This is a genomic window from Chryseobacterium sp. NRRL B-14798 (genome assembly GCF_050470705.1).
Taxonomy (GTDB): Bacteria; Bacteroidota; Bacteroidia; order Flavobacteriales; family Weeksellaceae; genus Chryseobacterium; species Chryseobacterium cupriresistens.
Window position 1 is genome coordinate 2625052 of the sequence record NZ_JBFLUL010000005.1, and the last position, 12262, is coordinate 2637313.

General features: G+C 36.1%; 14 protein-coding genes. 4 read left to right on the forward strand and 10 right to left on the reverse strand.

Annotation, left to right across the window (positions count from 1 at the left end; all coding sequences use genetic code 11):
• The first annotated feature begins 90 nt into the window (after positions 1-90).
• The gene (locus AB1278_RS12260; protein ID WP_110011213.1) at positions 91-1188 is read left to right on the forward strand and encodes a TauD/TfdA family dioxygenase; all 1098 of its coding nucleotides are present in this window, start codon (positions 91-93) and stop codon (positions 1186-1188) included.
• Positions 1189-1482: 294 nt separating this feature from the next.
• On the opposite strand, the gene AB1278_RS12265 is transcribed toward AB1278_RS12260, so the two are convergent.
• The 8 genes from AB1278_RS12265 to AB1278_RS12300 form a co-directional block, all read right to left on the reverse strand.
• Positions 1483-2295 (reverse strand): alpha/beta hydrolase, encoded by an 813-nt coding sequence (locus tag AB1278_RS12265; RefSeq protein ID WP_429814629.1) that lies wholly within the window; start codon positions 2293-2295, stop codon positions 1483-1485.
• Positions 2296-2462: 167 nt separating this feature from the next.
• Positions 2463-3440, reverse strand: coding sequence for a 3-oxoacyl-[acyl-carrier-protein] synthase III C-terminal domain-containing protein (locus AB1278_RS12270; protein ID WP_429814632.1), 978 nt, complete (start codon positions 3438-3440; stop codon positions 2463-2465).
• A 131-nt stretch (positions 3441-3571) separates the two neighbouring features.
• Positions 3572-4159 carry a Crp/Fnr family transcriptional regulator gene (locus AB1278_RS12275; RefSeq protein ID WP_429814635.1) on the reverse strand — a complete coding sequence of 196 codons (588 nt, stop codon included), beginning with the start codon at positions 4157-4159 and terminating at the stop codon, positions 3572-3574.
• Between the two features lie 97 nt (positions 4160-4256).
• On the reverse strand, positions 4257-4778 hold the full coding sequence (locus tag AB1278_RS12280) for an N-acetyltransferase family protein (RefSeq protein WP_429814638.1): 522 nt from the start codon (positions 4776-4778) through the stop codon (positions 4257-4259).
• Positions 4779-4795: 17 nt separating this feature from the next.
• On the reverse strand, positions 4796-5377 hold the full coding sequence (locus tag AB1278_RS12285; RefSeq protein ID WP_120231116.1) for a nucleosidase: 582 nt from the start codon (positions 5375-5377) through the stop codon (positions 4796-4798).
• 35 nt (positions 5378-5412) lie between these two features.
• Positions 5413-5787 (reverse strand): hypothetical protein, encoded by a 375-nt coding sequence (locus AB1278_RS12290; RefSeq protein WP_429814641.1) that lies wholly within the window; start codon positions 5785-5787, stop codon positions 5413-5415.
• A gap of 107 nt (positions 5788-5894) precedes the next feature.
• Entirely contained in the window at positions 5895-6596 is a 702-nt protein-coding gene (locus AB1278_RS12295; RefSeq protein ID WP_429814644.1) for a DsbA family oxidoreductase, read from the reverse strand.
• A gap of 206 nt (positions 6597-6802) precedes the next feature.
• Positions 6803-7999, reverse strand: coding sequence for an MFS transporter (locus AB1278_RS12300; RefSeq protein ID WP_411413193.1), 1197 nt, complete (start codon positions 7997-7999; stop codon positions 6803-6805).
• A 255-nt stretch (positions 8000-8254) separates the two neighbouring features.
• On the opposite strand from AB1278_RS12300, the gene AB1278_RS12305 reads away from it, so the two are divergent.
• Complete coding sequence (locus AB1278_RS12305; RefSeq protein ID WP_202840277.1) at positions 8255-8986, forward strand: MBL fold metallo-hydrolase; 732 nt, start codon at positions 8255-8257, stop codon at positions 8984-8986.
• Between the two features lie 10 nt (positions 8987-8996).
• Here the strand turns inward: AB1278_RS12305 and AB1278_RS12310 are convergent, their stop codons facing one another.
• Positions 8997-9338: a helix-turn-helix transcriptional regulator gene (locus AB1278_RS12310; RefSeq protein ID WP_202840275.1), complete on the reverse strand. Its 342-nt coding sequence runs from the start codon at positions 9336-9338 to the stop codon at positions 8997-8999.
• A 599-nt stretch (positions 9339-9937) separates the two neighbouring features.
• On the opposite strand from AB1278_RS12310, the gene AB1278_RS12315 reads away from it, so the two are divergent.
• Positions 9938-10531, forward strand: a complete 594-nt coding sequence (locus AB1278_RS12315) for a Crp/Fnr family transcriptional regulator (protein WP_395973576.1) — start codon at positions 9938-9940, stop codon at positions 10529-10531.
• A 41-nt stretch (positions 10532-10572) separates the two neighbouring features.
• On the opposite strand, the gene AB1278_RS12320 is transcribed toward AB1278_RS12315, so the two are convergent.
• On the reverse strand, positions 10573-11202 hold the full coding sequence (locus tag AB1278_RS12320; protein WP_202840271.1) for a chloramphenicol acetyltransferase: 630 nt from the start codon (positions 11200-11202) through the stop codon (positions 10573-10575).
• A 213-nt stretch (positions 11203-11415) separates the two neighbouring features.
• Between AB1278_RS12320 and AB1278_RS12325 the strand changes: the two genes are divergently transcribed.
• Entirely contained in the window at positions 11416-12261 is an 846-nt protein-coding gene (locus AB1278_RS12325) for an NAD(P)-dependent oxidoreductase (protein ID WP_202840269.1), read from the forward strand.
• The last annotated feature ends 1 nt before the right edge of the window (position 12262 follow it).

A 12262-nucleotide genomic window follows, 5' to 3' on the forward strand; every position in this document is an offset into this window, starting at 1 on the left:
GTAATTATTACTAAATTTGACTCGGCTATTGTTATTTAGAATAATTAAAAACAAAGATAAAAATTATTACTTAACACCAAATTTTTTTTAATGAATTCTACAGAAATTTTAGATAAAGACTGTTTAACAGCTGTAAAACTGCTTCCTACGGTCATAGAAGTCACCTCTCAGGAAAGAAGAATGATAAAAGATGCGGCTTTGCATCTTCAGAAAAAGTACGACACTTATGAAAACCGTGATTTTATAAAACATGTACATCAGCTGGCGTCTTATTTTTTACCAGAGAGAATTTTAAATATAGCGGCTGATTTTGCGAGTGACTTTTCAAAAAATCAATATGGTGCACTGATCTTTACCGGACTCATGGATATCGATCAGGAGAATATAGGCTCTACTCCTCCCAACTGGCAGGCGGCCGATTATTCAAAATTTAATTTATATGGCTTTGCATGTGCCCTTATCCATGGCGCACTTCCATCAAAACCGGTACAATATTATTCACAGCGTAAAGGCGGCGGACTGATCCATGCCATCATTCCTGATGAAAAAATGAAAGAAACACAGACAGGATCAGGATCTTCTACAGATTTATATGTCCATACGGAAGACGCTTTTCTGAAACATCAGGCTGATTTTTTAAGCTTTATGTATGTGAGAAACGAAGAGCAGGTTCCTTCAACGCTATATTCCATCCGTTCTCATGAGTCTATCGGGGAAAAGTACAGAGCACTTTTTGATCCTATTTATAAAATTCCGAAAGACGCCAACCTGGAAACGGGAAACAGTGAAGAAGAAACCCTGGATTCTGTATTGTATGGCAATTATAGCCTTCCTTTCATGAGATTCGATGCTGCTGAACAGCTTTTCAATTCCAGCATCAGACAGTCTGATGAAGCGCAGAATACACTGCATGAATTCTGGGAAGAAGCCCGACATTTGATTTATTCAGGATTTACTCCTCAGGCTGGTGATGTTATTCTTGTTAATAATCACTTATGTGCTCATGGAAGATCGGCCTTCCGTGCGGGAATAAGAAATATTGACGGTGTAGAACAGCCATGTGAAAGAAGGATCATGCTTCGTATGATGAGCAAAGTAAGTCTTATCGATATGAGAGCACACACCCTTACGGAAGATCCGTTCTTTGTGATAGAGGAACATCTGGGGAAAAATTTTCAACATTTTTAATAGAATGCCTGGTTAGTTGGCATTTTTGAACATTCAATCAATCGAAAACCTTTTTGGGCATAGCTCAAAAAGGTTTTTTATAAATTTTAAAACTTTACAAACCACAAAAGTCACAAAAGCTTATATATTAATACATTTTAGTTCAATGAAGCAAGTTTAAAATGATGCTGCAAAAAAAGTTCACACTAAGTTGAAAATCAAAGATTTTAGCAAAACTTATGCGTACTTATTCCGCATAAAAATTTGCTCTAAAAATTTATTTGGTTAAAAACTTTGTGTCTTTTGTGGAGTAATTTACTGTTTAAAAAATCTGTCAAACAAAGACAACTGTTCAGATAATGATCTGCTCCAGTATTCCGGAACGTGCCCGCCTAAAGATTCTGTGTAGAGATGCTGGATCTTCATTTCAGTCAGCTTTTTATGAAAATTCCTGTTCATAGTAATCATTTGAGTGTCTTCTGTACCACAGTCGAAAATATATTGCTGATCTGCTGCGGTCATCAGTTTTATTTTGCTGTCGGTAAGGAAACTGGGATTGATGGATTCGAGTGGTCCTAAAACTTTATTCACCATATATTTCTGATATCCTTCCCCGAACGAGTTGAAATCCAGTGCTCCACATGAACTTCCCACGATTCCAAATGTCTTGTTGTACGTAACCCCGATATTGGTAGCTCCATAACCTCCCATACTCCATCCTAAAATCCCGCGGAATTTTTTCTCAGCTTTCACAGGATAGTTTTTATCAATGAATTCTACCAGCTCTTTTCCAATAAAGGTCTGATACTGGGAATCCTTAACCATCGGGCTGTCTACATACCATGAACTGTAGTTTCCATCCGGAAGCACATAGATTGTTTTCAATTGCTGAGCTTTTTTAACCAGATCAGGAATATCCTGTTTGATAATCCTGTCCGGATTACCGCTGAAGCCATGAAGAATATAGACAGATGGATACCTGGTATTAGGCTGTAAATTGGGAGTGATGATCACTGTTTTGATTTTTTTATTCATTTTCGGACTGAAAATTTCCTGATGAATAATTTTTTGTGCTGATAACTGTACAAATGCAGTCAGTACAAATACAATGTTGATAAGCTTCTTCATGCTGAAAAATTTTTAATTAATCATAATCACTGGTATCATATTTCTTTAAACATAGTGTGTACCAATGCATCTTTAACAGAGCAAAATTGCAGCATAAAAAAAAGAAAAGCCTCAACCTATGTTGAAGCTTTTGTTAATTCTTTTCATAAAATTAGATCAGTCAATGATTAATATTTCCAAAGCATTAATCCCGCCTGATAGCCTGTTCCCAGTGTCCATATGAGAATATAATCTCCTTTTTTTAATGATTTTACTTCTTTTTGATATTGGTCTAAAGCTAAAAATGGACTGGATGCTCCGGTATACCCAAGCTCTTTAGAGTAAAAAGGAATTTTTTCCTCCGGCAACTGAAAGTAATCGCGGATAATATTGATATTCTTGATAGAAAACTGTGAAAATAAAAACAAGTCAATCTGCTTCAGACTTATCTGATTGCACTTTAAGAAAAGGGGGATATTTTCCAGTGCAAAATTGACACTTGCCATTCCGTCGAAAACACGATCCCAGGTTGCCAGATCGCCATGATGATGACCTGAACTTCCTTTAGGTGGGTAGAGCACGGTATTACAAAAGCTGCTGTCTGTATGATATAGTACATCTATTAACCCTGAGGTGTCGTCCCCATCATTTTCTACGATGAAAGCAAAAGCAGAATCTGAAAGACAAAAAGCAGTAATCGGGTTGTCAGGATCTAATATCCTCGAGAATTTTTCGGCACAAACTACCAAAGCTTTTGTTCCGGACCGGGTCCCTTTTAAATATTTTGACACCTGATCCAGCGCTATAAATGCTCCAATACAGTTGGCATTGATATCATAACATAAGGTATCCGGTTTTCCCTCTAATGCATGATGGATCTGGATAGCATCACAGGGAATATGATGTTCAGGAGAGCTGCTTACAAAAATAATAATATCTATATCGAGGATAGAAATATTACTTTCATTAAAAACTCCTTTTGCTGCTTCAATTCCCATAGAAAGTGTAGTTTCAAAAGAATTCTCCGGAACAATAAAACGTTCTGCCCTGCCTAATGCATTCTGGATTTTTTGTATTGAAATTTCCTGGTTTTCAAAGTGTTCAATAACAGCTGTATTATTTTCTACAAAATCAGGATGATAGAAATACGTGTGATGTAACTTCATGTCTGGTTAATATTTTAATTATATCTCTTATTTGTGATATAATGTAAATTTAACATAATGACAGGATATATCCCAGAAACATGAAATAAATCACTTTATAGGTGATTATTAAAAATGGATGGTAAATTTAATCAGTGCTTATCTCCGCTAATTTCCTTTTTGATCCGGCTAAGCTGTGTAGGTGTTATGCCCAGATAAGAAGCAATGTGATGCTGTTTTAATCTGTTATAAAGAGTGGTGTTTTCAAGCAACTGCAAATACCGTTTTTTAGCTGTTTCGTATTTGAGGGAAACTTCCAGAGGTTCTTTTTTAACTACCCAGTTTTTTTCCAGATAATACATATGAAAAAGAGCAAGGTCATGGTGTTTTTCAAGCAATCCCCGATAGGCTTTTGCGGGATATTGTATTACTGAGCAGTCTTCCAGTGCAACGATATTAAAATCGCTGGGTTCATTTTTTATAATAGCAGCTGTAGAAGCAACAAAGCTGTTTTCTTCAAAAAAGATTTTGTAAATGGTATTCCCCTGTTCATCTACTGTGTAATATCCTATCAGTCCTGACTTTAAAAAGTAATAATATCTGGCCATAGAACCGGATTCCAGCAGAAGATCGTTTTTGTGGTAGTATTCTTCTGTACAGATATCCAATAAATCTTTAATGGTTTCCTCAGATAAAGGATAATAGTGATTAATATGTTTTACAAATTCTGAATGCTTCATTTTGGTATTTGGAAAGTATAAAGGACTGTATTACACAATCATCTGTGAAACCCTGTGTAATCAGTGGTTACATACAATCTTTCTGTTTTGCAGAAAATTAATCCAATACTTTTTTCATCATCAGATCGGTCTGTTCTTCTTCCCCAAGCCTGAAAATATGCTTATCAAACTCAACGAATCCATTTTTTCTGTAAAATTGTAAAGCTTTCAGGTTTTTTTCCCAAACCCCAAGCCATAAGTATGATTTACCAAGCTGCTCAGCTGTTTCCAAAGCCTGGTTATAAAGAAGCTGGCCCACTTTTTTACCGTGATGGCTTTTCTTTACATAGATTCTTTCAATTTCAAGGGCGGTATCATCCTGAAGTTCGGTCTGTGCCTCTCCGGAATTGACTTTCAGATAGCCTACAGGATTGTCTTCTTCCCAGGCAATATAGAAAAATGAATCAGGATTATTCAACTCTGATTTTATTTTTTCTGTATTAAAACTTTCTTCCAGATACTTTTTCATGGCCTCTTCCGTATTATCTTCTGCAAAAGTTTCAGAAAACGTCTGTATTCCTAAACTTTGTACAATTTCTACATCTTCAGCGGAGGCTTTATTAATGATAATTGAACTCATAATGATAAGAATAAATGTTATGAAAAAAGGATTTTCTTAAATGCTTCGGAAGCCAGATGTACCTGTACACTCCAGTCGTCAGCAGCATCACTTCCTGCATCGTCAGAAATATATTTCAAACATAAAAACGGAATGTTTTCCTGTTGGGCAATCAATGCCAGTGGATAGGCTTCCATGTCTACAATATTGTAATCTGTCTCAGAGTGGTTCATTTCAAAACTGTCTCCGCTTCCACAGATTCCCTCTTTCAAAGTATCCATTTTAAGACCGTATTCCAATACAGGTGGTACTCCGGATAATGGTGTTTCATACAATTGAAACCCTAATCCTCTTACGTCCATGTCTCTCTGGATGAACTTTGTACAGCATACCACTTCTCCTTTGTGAAATCCTTTACTTCCTGCAGAACCTAAATTCACGATCAGTTTAGGTTTTCTTGTATGAATTTCTTTGGTTAATTCTATCGCTGCATTTACTTTTCCGATGCCGGTAATTAATTTGTTTTTATCGTCAAAAACGGTTCCTGCTTCGGAATCTAATGCAAAAACAAAAAGGGTATCATCTATTGAATAATGACTTTCGTTGTTAATTTTTATCATTGAGAAATCAGATTTATACAGCTATTGACACTGTATTACAAAGATACAACAGGTTTTCCTTTTTTTGCATTAAGAACGATAAATATTAAATAACATACAATAAACAGAAACAAAGGAATCTTGAATGCAAAATAATTAAACTTTTCTATGGGAGTTTGCACTATCCTGCCCATAATGGGTGAAAGCATCATCATAAAACTTAAAATTGTTACGAGTACTTTATTTTTCCATCTTGTAACATTAAGTATAGCACCTAAAAGCCCTAATATAGCAAAAATTTGCTCTATATTCCAGAAATCAAAAGCAGTAAATAGAAGCCAAAAAATAAATGGTAATCCTATCATTTGTCCCATTAAGATAATGAACAGGTAAGAAATAATTGAGGTATATCTAAAAATGTTAATGTTCATTTTCTTAAATCTTAGCGGATTTCATTGAAGTCTATCAAATATATAAATATTCAATTATATACCTAATTAAAAACCCCAAAATAAAACTATTTTGGGGTTCTCATATCTTAGATGCTGCATCCGTCTGCATCACAGGAAGCTCCGTTCTCACCGGAAATATCCTTAAACGGGCTCACCGTTTCTTTGTAAGTCTGCTGGAGTGCATTTTCAAATACCTCTGCAGGCTGAGCTCCGGAAACAGCATATTTACCGTTCAGAACAAAGAAAGGAACCCCGGAAATGCCATTGTTTCTTGCCTCCTGAATATCCTGATTCACTTCATAATCCAGTTGATCTGTTGTAATAGCCTGCAGTGCTTCTTCTCTGTCAATCCCTAAGCTTTCAGCAAGAGCTGTCAAAACTTCAGTATCTCCAACATTTTTGCCGTCAATAAAATGAGCGATAAATAATGCCTCTTCCATTTCATTGGATTTGTTGTGCTTTTTAGCCAGATGAAGCAATTTATGAGCGCTGAATGTATTGGTGATCAATGTTTTTCCGAAGTTGAAATCAATTCCGGCCCCTTTTCCCATTTGGGTAACCTGTCCCAGCATTTGAGCAGCCTGGGCTTCAGCTACTCCTTTTTTCTCTCTGAAATATTGAATGGTATCCTGAGTTTCTTTCGGATCTAAAGTTGGGTCCAGCTGAAAACTCTTCCACTCTATTTCTACTTCATCTTTAAAAGGAAGCTTATTCAAAGCCTGTTCAAAATTATTTTTTCCGATATAGCAAAACGGACACATTACGTCCGACCAGATTTCTATTTTCATTGTATTTAATTTTAAATCAAATTAATAGTACAAAGATAGGGTATTTTATTTAATGTAACAAAAATTATTACAATTTAATCCTCACAGCTGGGAAGAACCTGGCTGCGTTCTGCAGATCCGCGAATTGAATAAACATGAAAATAGAAGAAGCGGGATTTTATCTTTGATAAAATCCCGCTTCTTAAACAAATCAGAAATATTAAAATTTACATCGCTGCGTTTGCTTTATTGACTTTTTTTGAAAACAAAATATGGGCAATCAAAGCCAGTACTCCAAATACAGTTCCTACAAGACATACGCCGGTCCATTGAGCCTTTTGCCAGGCAATAGAAGCCAGCCATGTTCCCAGTGATCCTCCAATAAAGTAAGAAACCATATACACTGTATTCAGTCTGTTAACGGCATTGGATTTAATCAAAAAATAATTGGTCTGGTTCATAATATGGCTTGACTGTACCCCTAAATCTACAAGAATTACTCCTACAATCAGTCCCCAATAGGTTTCACCTGCAAAATAGGTAAAGCCCCAGCTTCCGATGACAATCAGTAAAGAATACAAGATAATTCTGTTAATATCCAGATACTTTTGAAGTTTTCCCACCTTAGCAGCAGCTAAAGCTCCTACAGCCCCGGCTAATCCAAAGCTTCCCACGACAGAAGAACCTGCATTAAAAGGTGGTTTTTCCATATGAAAAACCAATGTGGTAAACAAAGCACACATAGAACCGAATGCCATTGCCCCACGGAATGATGCCAGCTGAAGAACAGGCTGTGTTCTTGCAAGATGAGCTACAGACTGCATCAGCTCTTTATAGCTACCTTTAAAATTGGGCGACATTTCCGGAAGCATCTTATAGACAGCTAACCAGACAATGACCATCAATCCTGCCGCTATTCCAAACATAGCTCTCCAGCCCCAGACTTCTCCTACAATTCCTCCCACAAAGCGGGACAGAAGAATCCCGAGTAATAATCCGGACATTACCAATCCGATGTTGGAGGATTTTTCATTATCTGATGAAAGTTCTGCTGCAATAGGGACAAATAATTGTGGAATAACTGAAGTTGTCCCGATCAGTAAGCTGGCTGCATACAGCATCCATAATTGAGTAGCAAAAGTCATCCATAAAAGTGATCCGAAAACAAGAAACAAATCAATTAAAATGAGTTTCTTGCGGAAAAATTTGTCTCCCAACGGAACAATCAGCAAAAGCCCTAACGCATAACCGATCTGAGTCAGTACAGAAATTTTACCTGCTGCACTCTCAGAAACCTGCAGTTCCTCTGAAATAAGGGCCAGTAAAGGCTGATTATAATAATTGTTCGCCACCACCAGTCCGGAAATAACGGCCATAAGCCAGATAACAGTCCGGGAAATACCATTGGAAGAATTCTCCTGCATTACGTATAAAGTTTTATTTGAATTGAAAGTAGTCTGAAAGCAGATAACGATATATACTGTCAGATTTTTAAGAGATCAAAGATAATCATTAAAAAAGGAAATAATCTGCTCTTTTCTTTTACATTTTTACGAATGCTGCGTGATTTTGAGATAAGTAGAATGATTTCAGTATTCTGTCTGTCTGATTGTTTTTATGGATAATATATATTGACGAAAAACTTTTTGAATCTTAGAAATAATAAGGAAATTTGCAGCATGAAAATCATTCCACTTAAAGAAGGCAATTTTTCGGCAAGCAAAACCAAGGATTTTACGCTTTTAACAGAAGAAAATTTTGATAAGGCTGGTGGAATCAAAATGTCGGTTCAACCATTTCTTATCATCACTGAGAATGACCATATCCTTCTGGATGCCGGCATTGGCTGGAAAAACAGTTCCGGAACAACTGTGGTTTCAGAAATTCTTGAAAAGGAAAATATCCGTCCTCAACAAGTCACCAGGTTATTGCTGTCCCATCTTCATAAAGATCATATTGAAGGAGCTGTGAAGCTCACAGAAAATGGTTTTGAAGCCGCTTTTCCAAACGCTCAGATTTATATACAGAAACGCGAACTGGATTTTGCAATGGAAAATAAAGGCAATCCGTCTTTTGATTTTGAGATCCTGGAAAAACTGATTCAGCTCCCGAATATCACATGGATGAATGATGATAAAGGACAGATCACAGATGAAATTTCCTATGAAGTTGCAGGCGGACACACGCCTTTTATGCAGGTGTTCTGGATCAGAGAAAATAATGAAACTGTTTTCTATGGAGCTGATGACCTCCCGCAGGCTTCTTATTTAAAATATCATTTAGCTTACAAAAGTGATTTTGACGGTAGAAAGGCGATGGAATTACGGCTGAAGTGGGAAAAAGAAGCAAAAGAAAACCGCTGGAAAATCCTTTTGTATCACGATTTGGATAAAACTATTGTAGAAGTTTAAAAAAAATGGTTTAAATTTCATTAAACCATTTATAGATATCAAATTCCGAAGGGATATTGAGTTTTTTTCTGATCCTGTTTTTCCTGTTTTGTATCGCTTTTGGAGTTACAAAAATACAGGTTGCAATTTCCTTTGTTGTCATATTGAGCTTAAGGTAAATACAAAAGATCAATTCAGAATTTTTTAGTGCAGGCTGTATAGCAGATAACTTCTTAAAAAAATCGGGATAGACGAGTCTGAATTTATTCAGCAGTCGTGGAGAATTTGCTTTGGCAAGAGCCATAATTTCGTCTTGTACAAGAATCTTTTGATTCAAATCCTCTATGTTCGTTTCAGGTTTTTTATTTTTCATAATACTTTCTCATCTCTACTTATTTCAGATACGGCATCTTTTGCGCATATCAGTACAAAGTCTTTTTTTCTCTTTTCTATCTGTATTTTGCTGATTTACTAATTGAGGGTAAATTAATTTTTATGTATTCAAAATTCTGTTACTTTTAGTTAATATAATGTAATATTTCATAGTGTATAGGTTGTATTTATTGAATAATTATGTTAAAAAAATTCCACATGTGAATTTTATATCAATTTTATATTGGCAAAGAAAGAAAAAATGATTAAAATTTTATTAAAAGCGTGTACCACATAGATACCACGTTATTTTTTTAATAAAATTTCTTAACAGCTTTTATCAGCCTGTTTGCCATTGTTTGTACTGTTACTTTTTGATGGGTTGTAAATGTAGTGGATTACCAAGGTTACTTTTTATGATCTGGATCAATATTTAAACAAAAGAATTACTCAAAAAAAGTGATTATATGTGGTATATTAATGGTACCACATTGCATAGGAAATCAGGAAAATCACTGTTCCTTTATTATTATAAACTTTGAAGCATTAAACAGTCTCTTAAAGAGCATTTAAAATTTTAGCTGAAAATAAATTAGAACTATGATCACTGAAAATTTGCTCATCTCATTTGGAGCCAAGATTAAAAACTATAAAGCAGAAGATATCATTTTCCGGGAAGAAGATTCGCCAATGTATTATTACCAGATTGAAAAAGGAAAAGTTAAGCTTAATAATTATATGGAAGACGGGAAAGAGTTTATCCAGAATATATTATCAGACGGCCATAGCTTTGGAGAATCCTTACTTTTTGTAGACAGACCCTACCCGATGAATGCCATTGCAATGGAAGACTCCGGTATTTTCATCATGCCGAGACAGAACTTTCTGAAGCTGATCCAGGGTAATCCCGAAATTTCATTAAATATCTATCAGTGCCTTGCAGAAAGGATGTATTATAAATATATCATGCTCTATAATCTTTCTTTTCAAAATCCGGTTTCCAGGCTAAAACTCCTGATGGATTATCTGAAAAGCTATCATGATGATAAAAAGCCTTATACTTTCCAGATTCCTCTTACCCGGCAGCAGCTTGCTTCATTGACGGGATTACGTGTGGAAACCGTTATACGCACCATAAAACAGATGGAAAAGGATCAGATCCTGAAAATAGAACGTGGGAAGATTTATTACTAAAAACAAAAGTCGGTTTTAAGTCCGGCTTTTGTTATAATGTCTTATTCCTGATTCAGTTCTTTCTGGAACTCTTCCAGGTATCTGGCTATATGAATGCCGTCTGCCAACCCATGATGTGCTTCAATAGAAACGGGTAGATATTTTCTGCCTCCACGGATATTGAATCTTCCAAAAGCGATTTTTGGAACTGATTCTGTTGTATTAAAATCTGTAGGATGCAATATCGCACTGAATGAATTCCATGGAATAGTAGTATGTCTGATGTGATCTTTTCCCAGCCTTCCGTTGCTTAATCTTAGCCCCGTGGTTTCGTGTACTCCTTTTATTTCCTCCTGCAGTGCTGCATTGAATGTTTCAAAATCTTCTGAGAAAGGAGTGAATGAAAAACCGAAAGTACCATCCGGTCTTCCGATCGTACTACCGGCATGAACGGTGTCAAACTGTATCACCTGCCCATCAATAATTCTGAGTTTCAGCTCATCTACTCTATTAACGGCCACCATAGATTTGTGAAAATAATAGGCAAAAAATGAATACCCTTTTTCTTTGGCGGTATCATAAGCTTTTGTACAGTCCACCTCCGTTGTAAATCCAAAATAAGGGCTTGCCATATTAGAAAAAAATTCAAAATGTTCTTTTCTGTTCCAGTTGTCTATATCTACGATCTTCATTAATTCTTATTTGCTGCAAATTTCTGAAAGTTTATCCGGTTTTAAAAGCTTATGGATAAAAATATAATTAAAACTTAATTGGGTAAAGGGATTGTTTGGTCGATATTTTGCTGCAAAACAAACGTATTTTATATACTCATTGATCTCCTTTCAGAGGACTCATCTTCAATCAGGATATTAAGACTTACTCAATAAAAAAATAGAAAAAATACTATGGAAAAAATCGGATTCATCGGATTAGGAAATATGGGACATCCTATGGCAAAGAATATTGAAAAAGCTGGATTTCCGCTTTCAGTGTATAACAGATCTTCTGAAAAAGCCAAGGATTTTGAAGAAAAATCTACAGTCTGCATCCAGATTAAAGACCTTGTTCAAAACAGTGATATTATATTCACAATGCTAACCAACGACACTGCTGTAAAAGCAGTATACGAAGAAATTCTTCCACTAAATATTCAAGGGAAACTCTTTGTAGATATGAGTACGATCTCACCCGAAGCGTCTGCAGCAACATCTGCTGGTGTGAAAATAAAAGAGGCCTCCTTTATTGATGCACCTGTAGCAGGAAGCACCCAGCCGGCAAAGGAAGGAACCCTGATCATTATGGCAGGAGGTGAAGAAAAAGACCTTCAACGGGCTATACCCTACCTTTTGAAAATGGGAAAATCTGTAAAACATTTAGGTGAAAACGGAAAAGGTATTGCAGGAAAATTATCTGTCAATTATTTTCTGTCTGCCATTTATCAGGGGCTTGCAGAAACAGTTTTATTGGCCGGAAAGCTGGGGATTGAAAGATCAGACATGCTGGAAATAATCAACGAAAGTGCGAGCGGAAGCGGGGCAACCAAAGTAAAAACCCCTATGCTGACTGCCGATCAGTACGCTCCGGCATTTGCCCTTGACCTGATGCTGAAAGATATCCTTCTTGCCAAAAATGCAGGTGCCGATTATCCTCTGTCTGAGGCTCTGGTTCAAACCTATCAGAATGCACATGATAAAGGATTCGGTCAGGATGACGTTATAGGAATCATCAATTATTTGAAAACAATACAATAAT